The sequence below is a fragment of the Spirosoma jeollabukense genome (genome assembly GCF_054777855.1).
The window spans coordinates 299,308-324,857 of record NZ_BAAHAD010000001.1 but is presented as its reverse complement, the minus strand read 5'-3'; the positions used below and the strand labels follow the sequence as shown (position 1 = coordinate 324,857).

The following is a 25,550-nucleotide window of genomic DNA, read 5'->3' as shown; positions in this document are numbered from 1 at the left end:
CGCAGGCTTAACTTGCTCTCATTACCAGATTAACTCAAAAACCATGCGATCACATCATTCACTGACGAATGCCAGTCTATTGTTATTCCTGCTTTTTTCTGTAGCTACCCAGGCCCAGAAGGTGACTGAAATCCGGCGGTTTCAGCCGAAAGAAGTTCAGCAGGGGGTAGCGGTCGATCAAACGCATTTCTATGTCATCAACAACCATTCGTTAACGAAACATATCAAATCCGATGGGAGGGAGGTAGCATCCTGGCAGGATACGACCGGCTTACTGAAACACATGAATAGTGGCGTCGTAGTTGGCCAGAAACTCTATTGTACGCATTCCAATTACCCTGACGTACCGATGGCCAGCTCCATCGAGATTTTTGATACCAAAACGCTACGTCACGTTGGTAATCATAGCTTTGGTCTATTTCCGGGTTCCGTTACCTGGGCCGATTTTTATGAGGGGTACTGGTGGGTTGCGTTTGCCAATTATTCAAATAAATCCATGGCCGAAGGGCGCGATAACCGATGGACAACGCTGGTAAAATTCAATTCAACCTGGCAGCAACTAGAGTCCTGGGCATTTCCCGCCAACGTATTACAGGCGTTTTCTCCTTACAGCACTTCGGGCGGAACCTGGGGCCCAGATGGGCTGATTTACTGTACCGGTCACGATAAGCCTGAACTCTACGTACTGAAATTGCCAGAGCGCGGACATACGCTGCACTACGTCAAAACTGTGCCAACTATAAGTGAGGGGCAGGCATTCGCTATTGACCGAAGTAGCAAAGAAAAACAGGTGCTTTATGGCATCACGCGTAACGACAACTACGTGATCGTTTCGGTCATTGAGTGAGGGGTTATCTATAAACTATCGTACTGAGTTAGCAAGGCAACGGCGTCGGCTTCTGACTTGACATTGAGCTTATCGGCAATTGGTTTCAGCGCGTCGCTTTTGTCTTTCAGTGCATCCAGCAGCGCTTTTTTTGTAAGCTTTACTTTGAGCAGCGTTTGATCAGGTTTGAGGACGTAGTAGGAAGAGAGCGTTTTTAACTCATCGTAACGCACGTCATTGGAGTACGGATTTTTAAAGTCAGCCTGGTTGAGTGTCTTCGTAATTCGCTTAAGGAGAGACGATTGGCCTTGATACAAAACCATAAAGTACCCTTCTTTTAATGTTTCATCATCGGTTTTCGCCGTTGGTATGTGCTTGAATAAATAGAACTGGCCGTCAGCGCTTTGTAACTGAAATGATTTTACCTGATTCGCATTGACAATGATTGAATCGTTGCCTACCCAGGGACGTAGCAGAATCAATTGTTGCCGAAGGGCGTCAAATTTGATGGATACATCCTTGTAGTTCTGACCGGCGGCCATTTCAATTAACCCTTTATTCCATTCCGGCAGAAAATAGGGCGTGCCCCGGAGACCTTCATAGCGTTGATCGATGGTATTGATCATTGTGTAGGGGCCTGCACCGACAATCTGGCTTGTCGATTGATATGTTTCATAGCCATTTCGTTGGGCGTTCGGGTTAAAGGCTGGCCTGGTTCTGGTCGAATCGCGGGGTTGAGCAACCGCAATGACAAATGAGAAACAATACAATGTAGTAAAGAGCAGGCATCTCATGGACGTATGGGTTAGGGCAGGCTTGCCGTTTGGCTAAATAACGAAAAATCCCGCTATTGGTACATAGCGGGATTTCTGAATTTTACTGGACCGGTAGTCAGGCCGGATACTCATGGGGCAGTGGTACGTTAATCCGTTCATTAACAGGCAGTCCCTGCTTGTTCATCTGCTCAATAAATGGATCGGGGTCCAGTTCTTCGCAGTTCCATACGCCCGGTTTCATCCATACGCCCGTCAGCATGAGCATGGCCCCAATCATGGCCGGAACGCCAGTCGTATAGCTGACGGCCTGCCCCCGCACTTCGCGATAAGTCTCGGCATGGTCGCAGTTATTCCAGATAAAACACGTGCGCTCTTCACCATCTTTCACCCCTTTAATCTGGCAGCCAATGCTGGTTTGACCCGTGTAATTCTCGCCGAGGCTATCGGGCGCGGGGAGCACTGCTTTCAGAAACTCAAGGGGAATTACGTCCATTCCCTGAAATTTGATCGGATCAATACGGGTCATCCCTACGTTCTGGAGTACTTCTAGATGTGTTAAATATGCCTGGCCGAAGGTCATCCAGAAGCGCGCCCGCTTTAGCGTCGGGAAGTTTTTAACCAGCGATTCCAGCTCTTCATGATAAAGCACGTAAGACTCTCGGGCACCAATGCCTGGGTACTCGATCGGTTTATGGATGCTCATGGCCGGAATTTCGATCCATTCGCCATTTTCCCAGTAACGACCGGGTTGCGTGATCTCCCGGATGTTGATTTCGGGATTGAAATTCGTAGCGAAGGCTTTCCCGTGGTTACCGGCATTGCAGTCAACAATGTCCAGGTAATCCATCCGGTCGAAATAATGCTTGTTGGCATAGGCCGTGAAGACCTGTGTAGCACCGGGATCGAAACCGCAGCCCAATAAGGCCATCAGCCCAGCCTGTTCAAAACGCTCTTTGTAAGCCCATTGCCAGCTATACTCAAATTTGGCAACATCTTTCGGTTCGTAATTAGCCGTGTCCATATAATGCACGCCCGCTTCCAGACAGGCATCCATAATGGGCAAATCCTGGTAGGGAAGCGCCACATTGATGACCAGCACCGGATTGACCGAGCGGATCAGCGCAACCATGTCGGCCACGACGTCGGCATCGATCTGCGCCGTCTGAATCGTTACGTCGTGCATCTCCTTGATTTCTGCTGCAATACGATCGCACTTCGATTTGGTGCGGCTTGCCAGCGTAATAGTTGTGAAGACATCGCTGTTCAGGGCGCATTTGTGCGCGACAACGCTGCCAACCCCACCGGCTCCGATAATGAGCACGTTTGCCATCTAACTGAATTTAATTGATTGTGTATTTCTTTCGGCCGCAAATATAGGGAAAGTCGGGACGTGCGTGCGTAGAACGCCCTGTAGATGATGAATGATACGTATGAAGATTCTGTGATAAATTAATGGAACTCTTTAACAATCTCTTAGTATATTTGTTAAGTAGACATATCGCTGATTCCCAAACTATTTACGTATGAAACTAGTCTCTTCCTCCGGCACGCTCGATTCGTTTGAATTAGCCATTTTAGGCTATGGTAAGGCAACTACGACTTGGCGGGATCGGAATCGGTTGCAATGTCGTTTTTCAACTTTTTGGCGACAAAAAGCCGATACGCAATCCATTCCCCTGCAAACCTGGGAAGTTAACCGACTGCTAAGTGGTCTGCGTTCTCTTTGGAATAAAGCGACCAACCATGTGGCCCTGACGTTTTCTGAGCCGGGTCTGAGTATGGAGGCAAAGGCGTTGCCCGGCGATAAATATAGTCTTCAAATTCAGTTAGCTGATACGTTGACACCATCCTGGCACGCTTACCCGGATTTTCCGCTGGAAGTCGATATTCTGCTCAGCCGGAATCAATTGAAAGAGGCTATTCATGAACTTTCCGGGGAATTGACTACGTATCCCGAACGATAAACTATAGTTTCAAAACAGTGGCGGGGCGTTGTACCAAATTTGGTATAACGCCCCGCCACTGTTTTAAGCATACTTGTTTTTGTTTGCCCAGGTGTTCTTATAAGGTTGATTCGTTATAAAGCGACCTCAGGCAGAGCGAACCAACTAAATTTATAGACCGGCACCCGCCATTAAACCGACCAAAATTCCTGATAAAATCTCTGATAAACTGTGCCGTTTCAATACGAGTCGAGAGGCTGCCACCAAAACCGAAAAAATACACATCAGACTACCAAAGGGCGCACTCAAGCTGTACAGGATACAAGCCAGAAAAAAGCTGATTGACGTATGCAAAGATATTTTAAGGAAAAAATTGATTGCATACGAGCTAACCAGTAGCAGAAAGAAGCAAACGGCACCACGGTTAAATGGCTGAAATTGATTTGTAAAAAATAAAAACAAAATGAACAAGCCACTTAAAATCAGCAGAATAGGATATAATCCAGACCGTTGGGCTTGGTCAGACAGGTCAAAATTAGTGTACTTCCCTTGTTTAACTTTACGATAGGTATGCCATGTGATCGGCAAAATGACCAGACTAATGAGTGCTGCCGAGATTGCCGTTGCCTGTCGAACCGGCAGGTGTTGAAAAGCTAAACAGGTAAAGACAAGGGGTAAAATCAACAAAGGATGACCTAGGACTGAGATCCCTTTGGCGACTCGGCAAACGAAAGGACTAGTTACCATAGATGTTCACGCTGCCCTGCTAAATGTGGTAAATTCGGCTGTTCCTTCGTGTCACACGACATGCGTTCTATTGCCGAAGCGCTGACAAATAGGTGTTTCCGCTGGCTGTTCACCCAACCTCCACCGAAGTGATGGATGAGAGCAGATTACCCTGAACACAAGCCACTCTCAACCGTTACGTACCCGGTTGACTGAACTGCTTACTTTTCTTCGGGACGGCGACCCATAGCCAGACAGCCGCCTACGTTGAACTTATCACTAACGTTCTTCCGATTCTTTGTTGGACACTTTTTTTAGCAACAAGCTCCCAAGAAACGCATCGAATAACCAAAAGGCCCATCTGGCTAACACTTCCAATGCTTCCATTTCTTTGTCTTTTATAGAGTATGACTTAACTGCTTCATGAGTATATAGTTTGCTAACCAAAGCCGACTAACCGGGGCGTTTTCTGTATCGCAGGAAAGCTGCCTAAACCCGAATAAGCGGGATGGTTCAATGGAAGCTGGTAAACGAGCCAAAACCGCTCTGTCACGAGACCAGCAAATTAACCAAGGGTATCCCTGCGGCTTATTTCCGTCTGGACGTTTTTTAGGTTTTTCGAATATCTGGACCCAATCAATAAACCAACAATCAGCAAACCAAAAGTTAGCAAAGTACTTCCTTTATGGGTAGCTGACCAAACGGCAATGCCAACCAAGGCACCTATGAGGAGTGCCGTTAGAATTTTTTGTGATTTCATTTTTTTCTGTTCTGCCACCAATTCGTCCAGTGTCATCTTGGAGTAGTCTTTACTTGAAAGCATACGGCTATTTAGGTTAAGAAAATTTAAATACGTCAAGCGTTTACCGTCTCGCTTGGGAGGTTGAAATGGATGTCCAGTCTTTCTGTTGGGGGCGCTCTCGGTGTCAGCCGAGACCCGGCAATGAAACCCCAGGCTTACTCAATCGGGGCGCTTTCCCTGTCGTATGAAGCCCGAGATAGAGTCCCAAAGCTGACCTGCCTCATCCGTGCCCCTTTCGACCGATAGCTAACCGCTACGTTATTCACTGTTAATATGAGGGCTGATGGATGAGCACCCTACGTGCCTGAACAAGCATAGTGTCAACCTTTATACCCTTGTTTGGTTGGGCTGCCGACTGTCCTACGGGACGGCTTCCTGCCACCAGACAACTCACCATTTAAAACGAAATAAATATTACTCTTTATCTCTATCATATGTCTCATCAACAATAACCCATTTATCTATCTTTTTCTCGATTAAGAGTAAGGTGCTGTGGCTGGTTGCGGCACCACTATTTCCTTGACTAAAGTATAAATACAACATACCACGATTTAGGTTATCGTCAAAACATATTCTTGACAGCCTTAGCTCTGAATATTGTTCTTCCTCTTTTACATCCCTATTTGGTCGAAATATTTGCCGAAACGGCTTTTGTAAAATAATTTCTTTCTTATCAAATTCTCGATAGCCAAGTTCAGAAAAAGTAGAGGAAGCCATTAGGTTTTTATAGACTATATCAAATGAGTTAGCCTTGTCGGGGTGGTATGTCGACTCATCCTCTTCTTTTGTTTGGGCTAAAGACATTAGTGCATCAGATAAATAAACCTTTGCATCAATTGTATCAATTGAAGGTTTGGGTAACAGGGGCAAGATCGGATAATTTCTCTGATCTAGAAGTTCAGGCAGTCTGTAAATTTTCAGGTAGTCATTAACAACAGATTCGATGGCATTAAACTCTTCATCCTGATATTTCTCCTGCTCAGTGAACGGAGTACAACCCAGACAGACAGATACTATTGAGGCAAAAAAAAGTATTGAAATACGCATATGTGATTTTTAGCCAAGATGGTTTCTATATGCTTTTTCCATAATTCAGTTTGCATAGCTGGGAGAGTTGGCTTGTCATAGAGAAGTGTTGCAACTCACTGGTTATTTTTCCCAAACGGGGCGTTCGCCTGTCAACCGAAACCCGACTAACGAGCCCAAAGCTGACCAGTTAAGCTAGGTAGCCTGTCGCAGGTGACCCGCCTTATACGCCCATCATAGACCCGCACCCAACGACTCCGTGTGCTGATGACGACCGTAGGGAGACATTTATACACACGGGCGATTGGGCTGCCGACTTTGTATACCCGGCGAGCGTCATGTCAGCGGTAAACTTGCTCACATGGAGCGACCAAAAGCGCACTAATCTTTTTTTGAAACTCTGCTCACTCTCGTCAGCTGAGATCGACGGTATCTTACTAAACTATGAAAAAAGGCAATACAGAATTAACGAGATTGTTTACTAAGTTTTTTACCTCGGTTTATTGAAAAAATATCTTAAATCAAGACTTGAAACGAATTTATTTAACGGCTTGGGTTCATTTAAGTAATTATCAATTCCTGCACTTGCCACTACCCAGAACATACTTCCTAATCTAAACTCAGCTCCAAGGTTGAACAATAATGACTCATTCGCTACAGTGAAATTTTTATACTTGTACTGGGTTTCTATAAAACCTCTAACATCCTGAGTCCCTAAATAATACCTTATATTTGCATTATAACTTACATTTCTAGCTTGCTTTGACGCAGGTTCAGACGAAATATTATCGGTTCTTGGCAAGGTAAAATTTCCGCCGATTAATAGTTGGCCTCCTTTATGAATACGTAATGCCCAAGTTGCCCAAACCGAAAATAAAGAAAACTGCGCGTTAGAAATGAGTGTATCTGGTGACTGTGCGGCCAGAGCAAGTGCAATATCCAACCTACTTGCGTTCCAGTTATTCTTTTTGTACTTTTCAATAAAGTCATCCGCTCGCTCTGCAAGTACTTGAATAAAATTCTTCAATTCTTTATCTGTAAAAGTAGTACCACCAGGAAGACCTTTACAAGTATTAATAAGAGCATCATACAAACCTTGAAGAACCGGATCGGGTGTGGATTTTAGTCGCTGATCAAGGGTACTTAGAAAGTCGTTAAATTCGCCACGATGTTTTTGATAATAGCTGGGTCTATCAGCTATACTCGGGGTAGGTTTTACCACATTTAAAACCCAATGATTAGTGAGATTTACAAAGGCAACCATAGTTGCGGGTGTGTTCACAAATAAGTTTCTTATTTCTGCTGCGCGATATATATCGGCTCTTTTTGAAAGGAAAGAAACTCTATAGCCAACTGACAGTTTAGCGGGATATTTCGTGGTATCATTGATCGTACCAAAGCTGAATGAGGAACGATAAAGAAACCGTTTTACGATCTGGGTATTATAATCATTAAGTTTCCAATTTTTAGACGCTAGCTTCCAAGGGGCAAATTCTAAAGCAAAATTCTTAGGAATGACTCCGGTGCGATTTGAATAAAACGGTGTTAGCATTGCTGCGAATTTCTTGATATCTGAAGGTCTCAGAAGGTTACTTGGGTCGGTTCCAAGTGCTTTAAAAGCAGGCATGTCGGGTACCACGAAATCTAACAAGTACTTCTCAATTAATGTGGAGTCCGGTTGAGTCTGACATATAGCCGTAGAATGTAAACATACCGCCATAAGCAGTGTGCAGAGGAAGTAAGTGGTTTTTCTCATGGTTTACCTATACCTTAAATAAGACGAATAAGTACAAACTCTTCCTTTAAAGATTGTGAACCTACTTGACCGGAGATTACAACATCACCCAGTCCTGTAGCTCCATTCAAGGTATTACCTTGAAGAACAGTAACTATCAAATTATATCCGTCATCATCGACCTTCTTCTTCACCCAGAATCGAACGTCGATTATTCGGTCGTTAAAGCTGGCGATTGGCTCATCAACATTGAAGTCATTAATTACCTGAAAAGCATCAAGATGCGGAATTTCATTACTTCCGGCTCGTAAAGGATTGGTTAGAATTGGCGGCTCATTAGGATTTGCTGACCACAATTGGTAGGTATAGGTAACGGAATAGAGACCTTCCATATTAATGGTAACCCATAATGCTCCGTCTGCTGGATTAAAGTTGATTTCCTTGTCCATAATTGTATAGAATTTGCTTGATTAAGGGAAGTGATTTCAAGAACTCTCTCATCGAAAGCAGTCCAAAGCTAATAGTACAAGTGAATCATAAATAGGTGGTTTTTCCCGTATTTTACTGCGTGCTTTCCCTATCAATAAAATGCCAGTTTACTAACGAATCTTAAAGACATCGCTAATCCACAGTGCCTCATGTCAGACAGAATTCACGGAGCAAACCATAAATTGCCTGTCGGGTCGTGCGTACTATCGGCCAAGACCAAGACATAGGAGTCCTAAACCTGCTTGGGGCGTTCGCTTTGTCGGACGAAACTCGCCGAACGAGCAAAAATCATAACCTCTGTGACGTGTGGCCTGTCGACTGAAACGCCGAAATGCAAGCCTAAACTTGTCTTTGTGGGGTGTTAAAACTGTCGCACGAAACCCCAAAATGGAAGCACTACTTGGACGGGCCACCCAACGGCCCAGAGGGTTGATAGCTAAGCGCACAAGATGTTTGACCACGAACAAGTTACAACCTTTACACCCTCTGCATGTTGGGCTGAAAACTCTCCTTCGGGACGTGCTGCCTGTCAGCGGAAAGCTTGCCTTATCTATTTTAAGCGTTCTTTTTCATATTCCGTTTGATACTATCCGGTATTTGAGCCCAAACGTGGTCTGGAAGTCCATCTTCAGATTTGACAAAAATCTTTCCACCATTCTGCCAAATTGTTATGTAGTCCCAATACACCAGAAAGAAATCGCCTTCATGAATAAATTCCATCCAGCCATCAGCAACCAAATTATCATGCTCATCAAAAACCAAAATACTAGAGTAATTTTCTAAGTCGCTATTTAAGTAACTGCTATCATGACCTTCAATGCAACTGTTAGACCAGTCAAATTTTAGCCCTAAACCGGCTATTCCATAACTGGCTAAATCGGCTACCAATTGCTTATCAACTAATGTCCTGAGTTGAGGACCCTTGGGGGGAGAGAGACCCAAATCGATATAATTAGGTTTGACTGTCTGCATATTTTCCTTTTGGGATCGTAGCCTGTCGCACGAAACTGCCCTTGTCAACTTTATACTTACCTAATCGGTCCGTTTACTTTGTCAGCCGTAACCCGCCAAGCGAGCTTATAAAGCTGACTTGTTAAGTCGTGCGGCCTGTCGCCCGGAACCCGCCTTTGACTCCCATCTTATTGCGTTCACCCAACATTTTACTATACGCAAAAGCACTTAATCATATCTAGCTCATATGCAGTAAAAAGCAATTAAGCGCATCCTCTTCAGTGAGAATACGTTTTGGCTGCTTGGTGAGAACCCATGAGCGTCTGCTCAATAGCGCAATATTGTGCTTTTGAGCAGACGCTCGCAACAGAGAATTCTTCATAGTTTAACGTAACGGATCGCCTTATACTACGTCAATCTACTGCTTCAGCGCTATAGCTGTTACTTCGCTCGCCAACGCCAGAATCCCCAATGTAATGGCCAGTCGAGTTTGCCCAGTGCGGTACAGAAGAAAGAACGCAAGGCCAAACATAGTTAAGGCAAAAAGGGAGCGAAAGGGAAACTCCAATCGGTGGGACGAACGGGGAGCCGCAAAGTGTCCCCACAACGTAGCCGCAACCAAAGGCAGGCCTAGGGCGATGATATATTTCCAGACAGGGTGTTGACTACTTTGAAAACCAGCGTAGCCGAAAGAGCCCAACATGCCGAGTTCAAGCAGAAAATAAAGTAGCTGATTAAGGCCTTTTAGCAGTTGCATAAGATGAATTGAGTAAAAAATTTCCGAAGGCTCGCAGCTTTCGGAAAGTCGGTTTAGCTCTTGAACGTTTACGACCAGTAGTCAAATTTCTTTTTGGTGAAAATTGACTTTGGAATCATGGCATGCACGCCCAATGTCTGATCGACCACCTGACTGACTTCAAAATCGACGGCGGTGCTGGCAATGGACAGAGCTTCGTTGAACGTAAAACCCAACTCATCTTTAATGAAGGCACAGGCTTCGGAAAGGGCCATTTTCATGGCTTTGTTGAGGTCTTTGTCCAGCCCGACGGCAATGAAATGAGTGGGTGTTTCGGCGCGCGGTTGTTTGAGTGCTTTACCTTTGTGAACAATAAACTTGACGGTTAACGTAATGGCCGTTTCAATGGCGACGCCACTCACTTCGCCATTTCCCTGTGCACCATGTCCATCGCCCGTGGTGAATAGGCCGCCCGGCACCGATACGGGCAGGTGCAACGTAGTGCCTTTCGTTAAATGTTTAATATCGAGATTGCCCCCGAAAAAATTGGGCGGGATCGAACTCTGTCGACCCAGATCGGCGGGTGGCGATAGGGCCATCACCCCCATAAAAGGCTTCAACGGAATCTCGACACCTTCTTTGAGGGACGCCGTTTTCCGTTTCATGTCGTACCGATAGACGAACGTTTCGCGGGTCTTCACTTCATCGGGGATACCACCGCCACCCGGCCACACGCTGTTAACGCCAAAAGGAGCCGGAAACGTCATGTCGAGGATGCGAATCTCCAGGCTATCACCGGGTTGTGCACCGTCAATGTATACGGGTCCCGTTAGCATATGTCCGCGAATGCCCGATGGTTCGGGCTTCACGTTTTTCATAATCGCGATGACTTCCTGTGCATGCTGATCAAGGGGCAGGTTGTTTTTGGTGTAAAACTCCTCTGGATTGGTTCGACTCACACCCGACGGATTGACCGTCTGAATTTCAACGACATCGCCATCTTTCACTTTATACACGGGTGGCACATCGGCACCAAAATATCCCCAAACCATGTTTTCCGGCAGGGATCGAACGACATGGTCAGCTTTAATTGATAACGTATTGCCAGGCAGAGCTTCGGCTTGGTCCGTATTGAGCTTTGCCTGATCAAGAACGTTGGCGGTCAGGCCGCCTGTTGAAATAATTGCCAGCCCATTTCGGGTGGTCTTTTGCAAAAAAGATCGTCGGGATGTTTTCATCAGGTTGTATGATTGAGTGGCTCAGCCAATAAGCCTACTAAGATAAAAAACGGATAATCAATTGGTAGTTTCCCGGATGGTATATAGCTAATTATGTGTAAAATAGGCTAAACAACCGTCCTGTTCTTACGTTTACGTTCCAGCATTAACCTGATTTTCCTGTGGCTATACCCACATCTGCCGTCGAACAGTCGGCACCCAACAAATGGATTATTCTGGGCACTGTCGTATTTGGGACGTTCATGTCAACGCTCGACAGCAGCATCGTCAATATTGCGTTGCCAACGATCCGGCGCCAGCTGAACGCGGGCGACAGTGTCGAGTGGATTGTGTTGTGTTACCTGCTCACTACAACCAGTACGTTGCTTATTATGGGCAAACTGTCGGATTGGGTTGGCCGTCGGCAGCTTTACATCACTGGATTCTGTGTGTTTGTGCTGGGTTCTTTGCTTTGCGGATTAGCCTGGAATCTTTGGTCGCTGGTGGCCTTTCGGGTACTTCAGGGCCTAGGTGCTTCCATGATCTATGCCATCGGACCAGCCATTATCAGCGATGCCTTTTCGCCACAGGAGCGGGGTCAGGCGTTGGGCCTCATGGGATCGGTGGTGGCTGCGGGTTCCAGTGCCGGGCCCGTTATTGGCGGGTTACTATTGGGGAAATTTGGGTGGTCGAGTATCTTTTTTGTGAACGTACCGATTGGCTTAATCGCTATCTGGCGGGCGTGGACGATACTGCCTAAAAGCCCCAAAGCCGCTAACCAACGCTTCGATCTGGTGGGTGCAGGATTATTTTTGATTGGCGTTACTACGTTGCTGACTGGGCTGGATTTCGGCCCGGAGCCCCAATACGGCTGGGATGCACCACTCGTCATTGGATTATTATCAATCGGAGCAATTCTGCTGGTATTGTTTCTCCTTTGGGAAATGCGGGTCAGTGAGCCGATGCTACGACTCAGCCTGTTCCGTGTCCGACCGTTTACCGCTGCTATTCTGGCGGCTTTTTGTGGATTCGTGGCTTCTGGCGGGAATCTGTTCATTATCCCTTTCTTCCTGCAGCAGTTACTGGGTCTAAACCCCGAACGGGCCGGGCTGGTGTTGCTGGCCGGTCCGTTAACGCTGAGCATTGTGGCGCCACTTGGCGGCTACCTTTCCAGCCGGGTCAGTACCCGATGGTTGTCTAGTTTTGGCTTGTTGATGGCCGCTACTGGCTACTTTGCTTTTTCATTTCTGGACGCCGGTTGGGATTGGAAAGATGTCGTCTGGCGGAGTTCACTGGTAAGCTTGGGCTTTGGTCTGTTCCAGTCGCCCAACAGCAGCAGCGCCCTGAATTCGGCACCGTTGGCTCAACGCGGCATTGCCAGCAGCATGATTGCCTTCATGCGTAACTTAGGATTTGTCGTCGGTATTGCGCTGGCGGCTGCCGTCTGGTACAGCACACGCAACCGTTATGGGATGGCTCATAACGTATCGCCTGAAGCGACGGCGGCCCAACTGCTCGGCATGCATTACGCGTACCTGATCATGACGGGTTTAGTACTAACGGGCGCCATCATTTCCTTTACGCGGGGCAAAACCAGCCAGCCATCCCCACCGGTTGTTGTCCCTGATGGTCCGATGGCCGGGGCCGCCGGGTAGGAGAGCCATTTTTTTTGCCCCCTTAGGGATGGTCCGCCACTGCGGCTTAACAGCGCAGCGTCGGTAGTGAAAAAATAGATCGTTTAATCCCTAGTGCCATTAGGTACGCGACTGATTACGTACCTGACGGCGCGTTAAATAGTTCCTACAATCATGTTATCTACCGACGCTACGCTGTTGAATCCCTACGGGATGTTTTGCAAGGGGATGTACTGAAAAAGCCTTATCGCTTTGGGCCGATGGCGTCGTAGATGACAACTTTTTCCCACAAAGACGAATAATTCTTGCGAAAATCATCGTGAATAGGGTGTTTTTGATAGGCTTCTTCATCGGCGGGACTATCGAAGAAACACAACCACGAGTAGGCATAGCTTCGCTCAATTACATCCCGGTTTGTGGCGGCAGGCGTGCCAATATGTACCATTTTGATGGTAGGGCACCTCGCCAGCTTATTCAGGCCTTCCAGCAATTTTGCTTTATCGGCCGCGTTCCCTGCGTTTTTCAGATAGAATAAAACGTGGTGAACAAACAACTCTTTGGGGGCGCTTTCCAGGGCTGGCAAGCCCGCGCCTAGCCCGGCGGCAACGCTATTTTTAACAAATGTTCTCCGTGATGGTTGGTTCATGAGATATTCCGACGTTTGGCGAATAAAAACTAACAGCGGCAAAAATGCCAACTCATTATTGTTCCGACAAATCTACCTGATAATTTAGCCGCCTTACCGCACGATCTGTACTTTTTTAGCTTTAACTCCGTCAGGAATGACAGACGAATTATGCGGCTATGCGTTTTTTTGCCTGTCAATACGCCTGTTTAAAAGAGTAGTATTTATTGATCGGGTGCATTAAGGCAGGCAAGTATGGTGAAAACGACGGCCAGAATTGATGCAATTGTTCGGATGGTATTCAGGCGATTCCAGGGCATTTCAAACGCAACCCGTTGAGCCGCAATCTCCGAAGCAGAAGCTGAGGATAGATTAAACGCATCCAACGCTTCATTGAGGGGGACATTGCCCGCCATCGTAACCCCCATTACCCCAATGAGATACACCACTGTGGCCGCTAGTAAAAGCCAGAACCGCATGGATAACGGCTGTGCATAGTTCAAGTAGGTACACAAGGGTAACAGTAGGGCCGCTCCCATAAATCCGGCGAAGAAAACCGGATTCAAAATAGCCCGGTTGATGGACTGCATAGCGGCTACGTAGGCAGCGTCTGATAAACGATTCAGCCCTGGGTTTACCGAAAAGGAATAGGCGTAGAAAAGCCCGGCCATCAGGGCTGTTGTCGTTGCGGTGGTGACGAGCAATATATTCTGGGTTGTAGGCATATCGTTTTTCGCTTCCCTGAGTTGACGGGAAAAATGGTCATTCCCGATACCTGATTCCGGATGACTTCATTGGGTACCAGTCCAAGTCTATACGGAAGCAAATACGACAATTTCGGTCGACAGGGCAATCAAATGACAGACGTGCGTCTTCTTTCATGAAGATTGTTAGTTACTGATTAGGCCGCTCAGCTTCCTGCAACGGCAAGCAAGCTGGATCGAATGCCTATCTTTGGACATGTCCACTGCCGCACAAACCAATCTTCAATTGCTGGTTATTGTATTTGCTCAATTTGCCGGTACGTCCCTTTGGTTTGCCGGTAACGCCATTTTGCCTGAACTGCAACCTTTTCTGAAGGATACAGAGCTTAGTGGTTGGATTACCTCATCCGTCCAGATTGGCTTCATTACGGGTACATTACTTTACGCATTATTTATTGTCCATACCCGATCGGTTTCGCTCCACCTATGTCTTTTTAGTATCCGTTACGTTGGCCGCCCTGGTCAATCTGATCTGGTTATTGCTTCTCGTAGAAGCAGAAACGCTGCTAGTTAGTCGATTTATGACCGGTTTCTTTCTGGCGGGTGTTTATCCGGTTGGAATGAAGATTGCGGCTGATCTGTTTAAAGCTGGATTAGGCAGAGCGATGGGCTTTCTGGTGGGTGCGCTGGTGCTGGGCACGGCCTTCCCTTACCTGATTCGGGGCGTAGGGGGAAGTTTCCCCTATCGGACACTCATGTTGTCGGTAAGCCTTTTAGCGATGAGTGGGGGCGTTTTGCTGACAGCCGTTGTTCCCGCAAAACCGGCACTGAACCAGGGGAATTTCTTTCGCTTTCAGGCGCTGCTTTCGTTGGTCAGGCCGTCAGCTTTTAGGCCCGCCATGTTGGGTTACTTCGGCCATATGTGGGAACTCTACACCCTTTGGGCTTTTCTCCCAACGTTGATCGCCTACTACAAACAGCAACATCCTACCGCTGAGTTACCGATTCCTTTATGGACGTTTGGCGCAATTGCGGCTGGTGTAATCGGGTGTGTGGGTGGGGGATACGCTGCCCTGCGGGTTGGGAGTACGCGTGTAGCCCGGGTGTTACTGATGGCCTCTGGCCTATGTATTGCCCTGACACCTTTGATGCTAAGTGCGCCACCTTTTCTGTTTGGGCTTTTTCTGCTCATATGGGGAGCTACGGCGGCTGGCGACTCACCGCAGTTCTCTACCCTGGTAGCCAGTCGCGCCACTACTGACAATCGGGGGAGTGTGCTAACGCTTATTACCTGTTTTGGTTTTTTCCTGACGGTACTATCCATTCAACTGATGGCCTGGCTGGTTGCTCAGGTCGGGATTTCAGACTGGTTATTTTACATCTTGCTTCCCGGTCCTCTGTTGGGCATTTGGTCAATGCGCCAAACGGCTTTGGATAACAAATCGTAATGACTCGTCCCTAAGTACTACGTTGTTATTTGTTAGCTGACGGTTCTTTATAGACAAGCACAAAGTCCAGATAGGCCAGATTAGACCCCTTATTGTAGTGTAAGGTAAGCAGATTGGGACCGGCTACCGGGAACGTAATTTCGCCAACCGTCGCTTGTGTCCAGCGATGGAAGTCGCCCGTATTCTCTGGCATGACCAGATTAACCACCTTTTTGTTATTTAGCCAAAGTTCTGATTTGTTATCCTGATAGCCGTAGACAGTAATGATTCTATACACACCGGGCACTTTTACGTCAATCGTATAATTCGTCCATTCGCCATCTTCCTGCCAGCCGATGTATAGCTGGTTCACTTTAGGGTCGACTTTGTTGGGATGGTTGAAGTCGGCAAAGTCTTTGGTAAATGAAATATCGACGCCTTCTTTTTCCCTGAAATGCACCAGATAATCAGGAATGCCCGGCCGTTGATGATCGGGTTTCCGGTTGAGTTCGCCACTGCCCTTATTGATCGGATCGGTATCATGGTACGCAATGCCTTCGCCCCCCAGATCATAGTAAGCCAGTTCCACACGTCCAGGAATGAGTTGGGGCCCTTTTGTGTATTCGATGTCTTTGAAGGGTTTGCCTTTATAATCTTTAGGTATCTGGCCAAAGGTTGTCGAGGTGACGCTACTCATCAAAAACAAGACGATGCTTAGCCGTTCTATAAAGCAGTTCGCGTGGTATTTCATGGGATTAAGGAACTCGACCATCCGATACGTTTAAAAGGGGTATGAACGTAAAAGCATTTTTAGATCACATCTACCACAGAAAACCTTTTTATCTACACATCGATCCGCCGTTGTAGCACAGAGTCTAGATGCTGTTTGGTGTAGGTGGAGACGGTTCGGCGAAGTTTTTATCTTCGTCGAAGTGTTACCCGGCCTCCGACCGGCCTTCCTTCTTACTGCGTTTTTTGCCGCTCAGAGACCGGATAACGCTCGAGCACAGTTAAAAACTAGGCTCAACATCTCTGGATCAAAGAGTTTCTATTTACAATAGATTGAGGAATCACTTAAACATGAAAAAGGCTCCCTGGTAGTCCGGGGAGCCTCTATCGTATAAGCAGCTAAGCAATAAGTTGACTAGTGGGCCTGAACTTCGGCCAGCGCAGGATAATCGATGAAGCCCTGCTCAAAGCCATTGGCACCGGGTGCATAGAGCGTAGCGGGATCAAATTGAGCTAATTCCGCGCCTGTTTCAAGCCGGGTGACCAGGTCAGGATTAGCGATAAACGGGCGGCCAAAGGCAATCAGGTCAGCTTTGCCGCTTTCAAGATCGGCTTCGGCCCGATCGACATTGTAACTGCCGCACAAAATAATCGTTCCTTTAAACGTTTCGCGAATGGCTTCAACAACCGTTGCTGGCACCGGCGGTGCGCCCATGCCCGAGTGGTCAACCAGGTGCAGGTAGACAAGACCGAGATCGTTTAGTTTGCCGGTCAGATACACATATAAATCATGCGTGTCGTCGGCGTGTGGCAGCAGATCGCCCGCAGCGCCAAACGGCGACAGCCGCAAGCCCACTTTATCGGCACCGATAGCGGCAATTGACTCTTCGGCGATTTCAAGCAAAAACCGGGACCGGTTTTCGACAGAGCCACCGTACTCGTCCGTCCGTTGATTGCTGCGGTCACTCAGAAATTGCTCGATCAGGTAGCCATTGGCACCGTGTAGTTCGATCCCGTCAAAACCAGCTTCGATGGCATTCTTAGCGGCCTGAACGTATTCCTGAATCGTTGCTTTTATCTCCGCCTTAGTCATTTCGCGGGGTGTACCATTGGCCTGCATACCATCCGAATCGGTCCACATATCGCCAGCCGCAGCCACCGAGGATGGGGCCAGAATTTCGCCCCCTTCGGGCAAATTAGCGTCATGCGAAATACGGCCGGTATGCATCAGCTGGATAAAAATTTTACTGCCTTTTGCGTGTACGGCTGAGGTTGTTTTCTTCCAGCCTTCAATTTGCTCGGCACTATAAATACCGGGTATCCGGGCGTAGCCCAGGCCATTGGGTGAAGGTGACGTACCTTCTGTAATGATCAAACCGGCCGACGCCCGTTGGGCGTAATACTCGGCGATCATGTCATTAGGAATATTGCCCAACGCGCGGCTCCGCGTCATGGGGGCCATTACTACGTGATTGGAGAGGGTTAATTTGCCGAGTGTGGCTTCTGCGAATAGCTTATGTGCCATTTTATCTGGTAGCTAAAGTGATGGACAAAGTGAAGGCTTTGCCCTGAATTCTCTGGACTAACAGATTCATATATTTAAAAGTTTGGATGGGTTGAAAAAACTAATTAAACAAGGCCATCCAGAAAAGATGACAACTGTTGAACGGCTTCTTTATTCAGTTGCAGGTGCACGTTACGACCTTCCTTGGACGAATTGACCAATCCGCTATCGATCAATAACTTAATATGATGTGACACACAGGGCTGCGACAGGCCAACAAGGTCCATCACCTCAGCATTGGTCAGGGTTTCTTTCTTCCGTAACTCGATTAAAATTGACAATCGTGATTTATCGGCGATGGCTCCAGCCGCTTTTTCGATGAATTTACAATCCATAAAAGTCTAAGTAGGACGTATAATACGTACTGATCTACTCGTAAAATTAACACAAATTTACTGGCTAAGGTGCCACCGTTAAATCAACAGGCCGTAGCTGTCTTTCAGAATCATCGATTCTGAAAGACAGCTACGGCCTGTTAAGGCACTTCTGGAGAATTAGTTGGCAAATCGATTGGCTTCATCCGGGGGGCAAACAGATGAATACATAACCAGGCCAGTAAATACGCACTGCCACAAATCACGAACAGATAATTATACCCGATCGAAATGTTACCCGCGGTTTTATATGTATCCAGCAAAGCACCCACCACAATCGGGAAGAGGAGTCCGCCGACTGACCCAGCCATGCCACCAAGTCCAACAACCGAACTGACGGCGTTTTTAGGAAACATGTCCGATACCAGCGTAAAGAGATTGGCGCTCCAGGCCTGGTGAGCCGCCACCGCCAGACTAAGCAGCCCAACAACTTCCCAGATATTGGTCGCGTAACGGGTCAGGGCAATCGGCACAATGCAGAGCGCATACAGAAACATCGCGGTTTTGCGGGACCGGTTGACCGTCCAGCCCCGGCGAATGAAATATCCAGACAGGTAGCCGCCCCCGACGCTGCCAAGCGTAGCTGCGGTGTACACAAAAATGAGTGGCAAGCTTGGCTTTTTGAGGTCCAGATTGAACGAAGAGGCAAAGTAGGAGGGTAGCCAGAACAGGAAAAACCACCAGACCGGATCGGTCAGCAATTTGCCCAGCACAAACGCCCAGGTCTGGCGATAACGTAGCAAATCGAGCCACGGCACCGATCCGCCCGCATTGCTTTCTGCGTCGCTGGTGATGTATACTAGCTCTTCTTTGGATAGCTTTTTGTGCCGCTGTGGATTTTCGTAGCTCCACCACCAGAAAATCACCCAGATAAAGCCAACCAGCCCGGTCAGTAAAAAAGCCATCTGCCAGCCGTATACGCCCAATACCCAGGGCACCAGAATGGGTGCCACCACCGCGCCGATGTTGGTGCCGGAATTGAAAATGCCCGTTGCCAACGCCCGTTCTTTTCGGGGAAACCACTCGGCTACGGTTTTTATGGCAGCCGGGAAGTTTCCTCCTTCACCCAGCCCCAACAACGCCCGATACGCCCCAAACCCGAACGTACTGGTCGCCAGGGCGTGCATCATGGCCGCTATACTCCATAAACAAACGGCAATGGTATAGCCTAACTTCGTGCCGATCAGGTCAATGAGTCGGCCAAAAACAACGTAGCTGAGAGCATAAGCGCCCTGAAACGCCATGACAACGTGGCTGTAATCGGTTTCGGTCCAGTTAAAAACGACTTCTAGGGTGGGTTTGAGCAGACTAATAACCTGCCGGTCAAGGTAATTTATGGTCGTAGCGACAAACAGCAGCACGACAATTCGCCAGCGGTAATTGGTCATAATTAAAAGGAGAGGGTACGTAGTGTCTGGCTGCTTTCCTGGGCTAGATCAATCACACGGGCGAGTTGTTGAATGTCGGTGGGCGTAATGGCGGGTTCGGCTCCGTTGACGATAGCGTCGTACAGATTATCGTAAAACGGCGTGTAATTTCCTCGTTCACTTTCTATGATGACTGCCTGACCATCCCGATAAAGTGTGCCCCAACGATCGGGCGGCTCAACGCCCCAGTCGGGCAGATTCGGTAGTTGGTTCAGTCGCTGCCGTTCTTCCTGAACATCCAGACCACCTTTGATAAAGGAACCTTCCGTGCCATTCAGTCTGTAGCGGGGCTGATTGTGATAGACCATGTAGTTGGATTCCACCCGGACAACCTTGTCGGCGTAGCCTAGTTTAATGTCAAAATAATCAGTAACCCGGCTGTTCGGGCGAATCAGGCGAACGGTGGCCTCAACCGTATCGGGTTTGCCAAACAGGTTCAGGGCCTGGTCGAGCATATGCGGTCCTAAATTATATAGATTGCCCCGGCCAATACCCGGTAACTCTTTCCAGCTCTGGGAATCGGGTGGGACGGGTGCGTACCGATCGTAACGGCCTTCATACTCCACCAGCGTCCCTAACGATCCCTCGGCCAAGAGACGTTTGATCGTTAAAAAATCAGAATCCCATCGGCGATTCTGATAAGCCGTAGCGATGCAGCCCTGCTTTTGCGCTAATTCCAGTAACTCAATCGCGCCCGCTTCGGAGAGGGCAAAGGGTTTTTCGACCACTACGTGTTTTCCCTGTTCCAGCCCCTGACGGGCATACTCGACATGGGTTTCGTTGGGCGAGCAGATGAAAACAAGGTCGATGGTTGGGTCGGCAAATAACTCAGCAGGTGTAGCCACCCACTCAATTGACGGATCGAACGCGCGAACCGCATCGGGGCGACTGCTGGCAATCTTCTTTAGTCGGAATTTTGGATTAACGGATAAAAACGGCGTGTGGAAATACCGTCCTGACAGGCCGAAGCCAACCAAACCAACGTTGAGAACTTTAGACATAGTGAATCTGGTTTACGGTTTTTGGTTTACGGTATTGAATGCGACAGGCCACCGTTGCGACGGACAACCGTAAACCATCCACCTAATTATGGTAAAGCAAACGCTACGTACTTATCTCCTGATTTGGTGTTCAATTTTCCACCCCCGCAGGCAATGACTACGTATTGTTTCCCGCCAACTGAGTACGTACTGGGCGACGCGTAGCCCGCGGCCGGTAGTTGAACCTGCCACAGAATGTTACCCGTTTTTTTGTCGATCGCCCGGAACTGTTCGTCTTTACTGGCCGCAATGAACAGCAAGCCGCTGCCTGTTACGAGTGGTCCGCCGTAGTTATCGGTGCCGGTGGGAGGGATGCCTTTGGCGGTTAATTCCTTGTATTCGCCCAGCGGGACCTGCCAGCGGTGTTCGCCCGTGTTGAGGTCAATGGCGGTGAGTGTACCCCAGGGTGGTGCACTCACGGGATAGCCCTGGCTGTCGTACCATCGGTTATAGCCCGTATGCTGGTAAGGCAACCCGCCTTTTCCGGTACTGCTGACCGTTTGTGACGTTGTTCCTTTATTAAATAGAAAATCGACGATGGCTTTACGTTCAGCTTCGGGAAGGTGCGAAAACGAAGGCATCATGCCGCGTCCTTTCAACAAAACCTGTTGGACCGCATCCGTCGAGAGTCGGGCTTCCACACCCAATAGCGATGGATAAGAACCATCATGATTGCCCCGACGGTCAGTCCCGTGGCAGGACGCGCAACGCAAACGGTACAATTGAGCGCCCGTCACAGACGCATTTTCGGCGGGCTGTTCTTTTCTGACCAGCGTGGAAAAACAGGGATTTTGTTTGGCGGGTATGTAGATCACTCCCTCAGGGTCAACGGCCGAGCCGCCCCATTGAGCACCTCCGTCGGTGCCCGGGAAGAAGATCGTCATGTCTGCCGTCAGCGGAATATACGGACTTCCAGTACGGGCTTTTCGTAACGTAGCGACGATCTCATCCCGATTGGAAGCCCAGGAATTAATGTCGTTTTCGGTGAATGCCTGCTTCGTAAATGGGGCGGGTTTCTGCGGAATGGGTTGGGTTCGGCTCGTCTGCTCGCCCGCTACGGCATCGCCCGGAAAGGCTGTCTCGACTACCGGGAACAACGGTTTTCCGGAAACCCGGTCAAAAACGAAAACGTGGCCCTGCTTCGTCGTTTGCGCTACGGCATCGATACGTCGGGGCCGACCGTCGGGACCCTTTTGCACAACAGTTAGCAGGCTGGGCGGAGCGGGCGGGTCGCGGTCCCAGATGTCGTGATGGACAAACTGAAAATGCCAGAGCCGCTTGCCCGTTGTGGCATCCAGCGCCAGCAGGCAGTTTGCGAAGAGGTTGTTGCCTTTGCGATTGCCGCCGTAAAAATCATAAGCCGCCGACCCGGTCGGGATGTACACAATGCCGCGCTGCCGGTCAATGGCCATGCCCGCCCAGGCATTGGCACCGCCCAGCCGTTGGCGCGGATTCGCGGGAGCCCAAGTGTCGTACCCAAATTCGCCGGATTGCGGAATGGTGTGAAACGTCCACACGTTCCGGCCAGTTCGAACGTCATACGCCCGCACATCGCCCAGCAAGGCGGTTTCCCCTTCCGATAAGCGGGCACCGACAATAATCAGGTTTTTGTAAATGGTATTGGGCGTGTTCGGCTGGACGTAGTCATCGCCACCTGGTCGTTCAATGCCTTCTTTCAAATCAATACGTCCGGCCTTTCCAAAACTGACAATCGATTTACCCGTTTGCGCATTGAACGCGTAGATCCATTTGCCCGCCCCGAACAGGATACGTTTGTCCTGGCCGTCAGCCCAGTAGGTTACGCCCCGGCTGGTCGTGCCGCCATTGTCGGACAGATTCGTTCGCCAGATTTCCTGCCCCGTAGCGGCATTCAGCGCAAATGCCTGTGTGTTCGCCGACACGCCATACAAAACACCGTCAATGACAATGGGGTTACACTGCATCTGGGTTCGATTGCCCACTGTATCAGCCCCGGCCGACGCATAGGTCCAGGCCACCTTCAACTGTCGCACGGTTGACGCGTCGACCTGCGTCAATGGCGAATAATGACTTCGGGCGCCATCACCGTTATACTCCGTCCAGTTGGTATCGGGCAGATCGGCCGAGAAACGCGTTGCCACCAACAACAGGGATGCCGCGATAAAGAGGTATCTCATGCCTCAGGAAAGCAAGGCATGGCAACTATTTTACTGTTGAAATCAAATCCGTGAATGTAGGCTAAACCACCTATGACTGCCAGTTTAGCAGGTAGTTTCAGCAAACTATCCCTATTTTCTTCCCGGTTGGGTTGCTATAGGTCGAATTAAGACGATATAGGTGACAGATTGGCGGAATAATTCCCCTGAATTTCTGTAGTGATTGTTCTGGAACAGTTACTGATCAGGTGCTGATTTCACAGTAAACAATAATCTAATGGATACGAATTTTGTGACATTTGCCGAGTCGGCCTCACAACCGGCCGGTAGGGGAGAGCAGGACGCCGTTCTGCTGGATGCCTATTCCAATACGGTGGTGGCCGTAGCCAAAAAAGTAAGCCCGTCGGTGGTGCAGATCAAAGTGAGTGGTCAGGCCAACGGTCAGTCCGGTGTCGATCTTCAGCGAAGACGTCAGGGCCGGGGTAATGAGGCTGGAGGGACAGGATCGGGCTTTATCATCTCGACCGATGGGTATATTATTACCAATAACCACGTAGTAGCCGGGGCCAGTAAGATTGAGGTGGCCCTGCCAGCCCGCAACGATGAACCCAGCCGGGACTATGAAGCTACCCTTATTGGTCGCGACCCGGCCACCGACATTGCCGTGATCAAGATTTATGCCGATGGGTTGAAAGCCATCCGATTTGCTGACTCGAAACAGGTGCAGGTGGGACAGATTGCGATCGCGATAGGCAATCCGTATGGGTTTCAGTACTCGCTAACGGCGGGTGTAGTGAGTGCACTTGGCCGGACGTTACGGTCGGAATCGGGGCGGCTCATCGACGATGTTATTCAGACGGATGCTGCGCTGAATCCGGGTAATTCGGGTGGGCCTTTGGTGAATGGCAATGGCGATGTGATTGGCGTCAACACCGCGGTCATTCTGCCCGCTCAGGGCCTTTGTTTTGCCGTTTCATCGAACCTGGCTGCGTTTGTGGCGGGTAAACTTATCATGCATGGCCGGGTTCGTCGGGGCTATCTGGGCATTGCCGGTCAGCTTATAAACCTGACCGAACGTATCAAACAGTACAACCAGCTAACGACCAAAACGGGCGTCATCGTCTCCAGTATTGAAGCCGATGGTGTGGCAGGGAACAGCCAACTGAAACAGGGAGATATTATCGTAGGGTTCAATGAGCAGTCCATTTCTACCATGAATGATCTGCATCGATTACTGACCGACGAAACGATTGGTAAACGTACCAAACTAGCCGTGCTGCGGGAGAACCGTCAGATAACCATCGTAGTGACGCCCGGCGAACTGAACTAACCTCAGGTCGTCGTCATAAACGTTTTCAGGCTGTTTACTACGTCCTCGGAAACTTCTTCGGGGGCGAAATGGCCGCTGCCGGTAAGAAGTTTTCCCTGAACGTTGACAAGGCCGCTTTCACGAAAACTTTTCAAATAGTCGTCGATATTTCCGTATTCACGATCCTCTCTCAGGTAAAGTATGGGGATTGAAATCTGGTTTCCTTTGGTACGGGCATTATCCTTCTCATCCTGCGGGAACGTGCGGTACCATTCGAAGCCCGTGTGGAGAGCATCGGGGCTCGAATAGGCTTCGGCGTAGCTATTGCGGGTCTGCTCGTCAATCCGGTCTGGCTGTGCGGTTATGGTGTTATAGTAATAATCAAAATAGACGCGCTGACTGCCGGTTATCAGGGCTTCTGGTAACTCAGGAATCGCATGAAACGCGAAATGCCAGATTCGCGGATTGTTCTTGACGGTCTCCCAGGGGTCAATACCTGGAATCACTACGTTCATAATGACCGCTTTGGCTAATTCGTTGGGATACGCGTGCAGATACGCATAGGTAACCATCCCGCCGGCGTCGTGCCCCACCAGCGTTACATCCTTCACTTTCAGCGCGTCGATGACGCCTTTCACATAGCGGGCTATCGTGCGCTTATCGTTGGATTCTATTTTTCCGGACGAACCGATGCCGGGTAAATCGATGGCAATGGTATAAAACTCATCGCTGAGTCCGGTCATTACGTGCCTGAACGCCTGCCAGTTTTCTGGAAAGCCGTGCAGAAACAGGATAGCGGGTTTAGCGGCCTCACCAGCCGTAACGACGTGCAGGGATACGCCGTCTACAAGTACCTGGCGGTGGTTAAAAGCAGCCTGTTCGGTTGTATTTGCTGAATTAGTCATGGTCATGGTCGAGCATGTTTTTACGGATCAAGTCAAAATCAAGTTTGCCGATCTCGAAAAAGCCGAAGCGAAACGGGTAGCCCCAGGATTTCTTGTTCGGTATAAACGCAAGGTCATCGATAAGCGGTAGGATGGATGCCTCTTTGCAGGGGTAAAACGTTACGTTGCGCCGGAAGGGCGTAAAGGTTTCTGCCAGGGTAACCTGATAAATCGCGTCGTCGCTCACCTGCCCGATTGCCGTAAAGGCCTGACATTTCTCATCCTGCTCCAGCACTTGTTTGGGCGAGTAAAACAAAACCCAATCGTTGGGCTTCAGGCGTTTCAGCGGAGCTTGCTTTCCGTGGTTGGCCTGCATAAATCCACCGGTGAGACCCCGTTGCACATGGTCTTTCGAGGCTACTACGATCCAGTATTTAGGCGATTCGTCCATATCCTGAAAACTGTTTACAG

General features: G+C 48.9%; 25 protein-coding genes. 5 read left to right on the top strand and 20 right to left on the bottom strand.

The features are described 5' to 3' along the window. The first annotated feature begins 43 nt into the window (after positions 1 to 43). Positions 44 to 847, top strand: coding sequence for a hypothetical protein (locus ACYVEA_RS01260; protein ID WP_461111487.1), 804 nt, complete (start codon positions 44 to 46; stop codon positions 845 to 847). 8 nt (positions 848 to 855) lie between these two features. Here ACYVEA_RS01260 and ACYVEA_RS01255 read toward each other — a convergent pair whose 3' ends face one another. Continuing rightward, a complete protein-coding gene (locus tag ACYVEA_RS01255) occupies positions 856 to 1,620 on the bottom strand; it encodes a hypothetical protein (protein ID WP_461111486.1) in 765 nt (254 codons plus the stop codon). A 97-nt stretch (positions 1,621 to 1,717) separates the two neighbouring features. Beyond that, positions 1,718 to 2,932, bottom strand: a complete 1,215-nt coding sequence (locus ACYVEA_RS01250; protein WP_461111485.1) for a saccharopine dehydrogenase family protein — start codon at positions 2,930 to 2,932, stop codon at positions 1,718 to 1,720. Positions 2,933 to 3,125: 193 nt separating this feature from the next. Here ACYVEA_RS01250 and ACYVEA_RS01245 point away from each other — a divergent pair, with 193 nt between their 5' ends. Beyond that, the gene (locus tag ACYVEA_RS01245; protein ID WP_461111483.1) at positions 3,126 to 3,566 is read left to right on the top strand and encodes a WapI family immunity protein; all 441 of its coding nucleotides are present in this window, start codon (positions 3,126 to 3,128) and stop codon (positions 3,564 to 3,566) included. 150 nt (positions 3,567 to 3,716) lie between these two features. Here ACYVEA_RS01245 and ACYVEA_RS01240 read toward each other — a convergent pair whose 3' ends face one another. The 8 genes from ACYVEA_RS01240 to ACYVEA_RS01205 all read right to left on the bottom strand — a co-directional run bounded on the left by ACYVEA_RS01240 (position 3,717) and on the right by ACYVEA_RS01205 (position 11,248). Then, positions 3,717 to 4,292, bottom strand: a complete 576-nt coding sequence (locus ACYVEA_RS01240) for a hypothetical protein (protein WP_461111481.1) — start codon at positions 4,290 to 4,292, stop codon at positions 3,717 to 3,719. A 544-nt stretch (positions 4,293 to 4,836) separates the two neighbouring features. Then, positions 4,837 to 5,094, bottom strand: coding sequence for a hypothetical protein (locus tag ACYVEA_RS01235; protein WP_461111480.1), 258 nt, complete (start codon positions 5,092 to 5,094; stop codon positions 4,837 to 4,839). A gap of 393 nt (positions 5,095 to 5,487) precedes the next feature. Next, positions 5,488 to 6,120, bottom strand: coding sequence for a hypothetical protein (locus tag ACYVEA_RS01230; RefSeq protein WP_461111479.1), 633 nt, complete (start codon positions 6,118 to 6,120; stop codon positions 5,488 to 5,490). A 469-nt stretch (positions 6,121 to 6,589) separates the two neighbouring features. Further along, positions 6,590 to 7,855: a hypothetical protein gene (locus tag ACYVEA_RS01225; protein ID WP_461111478.1), complete on the bottom strand. Its 1,266-nt coding sequence runs from the start codon at positions 7,853 to 7,855 to the stop codon at positions 6,590 to 6,592. 14 nt (positions 7,856 to 7,869) lie between these two features. Continuing rightward, positions 7,870 to 8,283, bottom strand: coding sequence for a hypothetical protein (locus ACYVEA_RS01220; RefSeq protein WP_461111477.1), 414 nt, complete (start codon positions 8,281 to 8,283; stop codon positions 7,870 to 7,872). A 595-nt stretch (positions 8,284 to 8,878) separates the two neighbouring features. After that, positions 8,879 to 9,295, bottom strand: coding sequence for a hypothetical protein (locus tag ACYVEA_RS01215; protein WP_461111475.1), 417 nt, complete (start codon positions 9,293 to 9,295; stop codon positions 8,879 to 8,881). 397 nt (positions 9,296 to 9,692) lie between these two features. Then, complete coding sequence (locus ACYVEA_RS01210) at positions 9,693 to 10,031, bottom strand: YrdB family protein (RefSeq protein ID WP_461111474.1); 339 nt, start codon at positions 10,029 to 10,031, stop codon at positions 9,693 to 9,695. Positions 10,032 to 10,099: 68 nt separating this feature from the next. Then, the gene (locus ACYVEA_RS01205) at positions 10,100 to 11,248 is read right to left on the bottom strand and encodes an acetamidase/formamidase family protein (protein WP_461111473.1); all 1,149 of its coding nucleotides are present in this window, start codon (positions 11,246 to 11,248) and stop codon (positions 10,100 to 10,102) included. 161 nt (positions 11,249 to 11,409) lie between these two features. On the opposite strand from ACYVEA_RS01205, the gene ACYVEA_RS01200 reads away from it, so the two are divergent. Beyond that, positions 11,410 to 12,882, top strand: a complete 1,473-nt coding sequence (locus tag ACYVEA_RS01200; protein WP_461111472.1) for an MFS transporter — start codon at positions 11,410 to 11,412, stop codon at positions 12,880 to 12,882. A 223-nt stretch (positions 12,883 to 13,105) separates the two neighbouring features. On the opposite strand, the gene ACYVEA_RS01195 is transcribed toward ACYVEA_RS01200, so the two are convergent. Beyond that, complete coding sequence (locus tag ACYVEA_RS01195) at positions 13,106 to 13,507, bottom strand: Dabb family protein (protein WP_461111471.1); 402 nt, start codon at positions 13,505 to 13,507, stop codon at positions 13,106 to 13,108. Positions 13,508 to 13,710: 203 nt separating this feature from the next. Further along, entirely contained in the window at positions 13,711 to 14,211 is a 501-nt protein-coding gene (locus ACYVEA_RS01190) for an anthrone oxygenase family protein (RefSeq protein ID WP_461111470.1), read from the bottom strand. A gap of 434 nt (positions 14,212 to 14,645) precedes the next feature. On the opposite strand from ACYVEA_RS01190, the gene ACYVEA_RS01185 reads away from it, so the two are divergent. Further along, positions 14,646 to 15,638 carry an MFS transporter gene (locus ACYVEA_RS01185; protein ID WP_461111469.1) on the top strand — a complete coding sequence of 331 codons (993 nt, stop codon included), beginning with the start codon at positions 14,646 to 14,648 and terminating at the stop codon, positions 15,636 to 15,638. A 25-nt stretch (positions 15,639 to 15,663) separates the two neighbouring features. Here ACYVEA_RS01185 and ACYVEA_RS01180 read toward each other — a convergent pair whose 3' ends face one another. From ACYVEA_RS01180 to ACYVEA_RS01155, 6 genes are all read right to left on the bottom strand, one after another. Then, positions 15,664 to 16,389: a hypothetical protein gene (locus ACYVEA_RS01180; RefSeq protein WP_461111468.1), complete on the bottom strand. Its 726-nt coding sequence runs from the start codon at positions 16,387 to 16,389 to the stop codon at positions 15,664 to 15,666. 372 nt (positions 16,390 to 16,761) lie between these two features. After that, on the bottom strand, positions 16,762 to 17,871 hold the full coding sequence (locus tag ACYVEA_RS01175) for an alkene reductase (RefSeq protein ID WP_461111467.1): 1,110 nt from the start codon (positions 17,869 to 17,871) through the stop codon (positions 16,762 to 16,764). 104 nt (positions 17,872 to 17,975) lie between these two features. After that, the gene (locus tag ACYVEA_RS01170) at positions 17,976 to 18,245 is read right to left on the bottom strand and encodes an ArsR/SmtB family transcription factor (protein WP_093823642.1); all 270 of its coding nucleotides are present in this window, start codon (positions 18,243 to 18,245) and stop codon (positions 17,976 to 17,978) included. Between the two features lie 140 nt (positions 18,246 to 18,385). Then, the gene (locus tag ACYVEA_RS01165) at positions 18,386 to 19,672 is read right to left on the bottom strand and encodes an MFS transporter (RefSeq protein WP_461111466.1); all 1,287 of its coding nucleotides are present in this window, start codon (positions 19,670 to 19,672) and stop codon (positions 18,386 to 18,388) included. Between the two features lie 2 nt (positions 19,673 to 19,674). Further along, positions 19,675 to 20,712 (bottom strand): Gfo/Idh/MocA family oxidoreductase, encoded by a 1,038-nt coding sequence (locus ACYVEA_RS01160; RefSeq protein ID WP_461111465.1) that lies wholly within the window; start codon positions 20,710 to 20,712, stop codon positions 19,675 to 19,677. A gap of 86 nt (positions 20,713 to 20,798) precedes the next feature. Continuing rightward, positions 20,799 to 22,907, bottom strand: coding sequence for an outer membrane protein assembly factor BamB family protein (locus ACYVEA_RS01155; protein ID WP_461111463.1), 2,109 nt, complete (start codon positions 22,905 to 22,907; stop codon positions 20,799 to 20,801). A gap of 256 nt (positions 22,908 to 23,163) precedes the next feature. On the opposite strand from ACYVEA_RS01155, the gene ACYVEA_RS01150 reads away from it, so the two are divergent. Then, positions 23,164 to 24,216: a S1C family serine protease gene (locus tag ACYVEA_RS01150; RefSeq protein ID WP_461111462.1), complete on the top strand. Its 1,053-nt coding sequence runs from the start codon at positions 23,164 to 23,166 to the stop codon at positions 24,214 to 24,216. 2 nt (positions 24,217 to 24,218) lie between these two features. On the opposite strand, the gene ACYVEA_RS01145 is transcribed toward ACYVEA_RS01150, so the two are convergent. Continuing rightward, positions 24,219 to 25,100, bottom strand: coding sequence for an alpha/beta fold hydrolase (locus ACYVEA_RS01145; RefSeq protein WP_461111461.1), 882 nt, complete (start codon positions 25,098 to 25,100; stop codon positions 24,219 to 24,221). Continuing rightward, the gene (locus tag ACYVEA_RS01140; protein ID WP_461111460.1) at positions 25,093 to 25,530 is read right to left on the bottom strand and encodes an EVE domain-containing protein; all 438 of its coding nucleotides are present in this window, start codon (positions 25,528 to 25,530) and stop codon (positions 25,093 to 25,095) included. The genes ACYVEA_RS01145 and ACYVEA_RS01140 overlap by 8 nt, the downstream gene beginning before the upstream one ends. Positions 25,531 to 25,550: the final 20 nt, after the last annotated feature.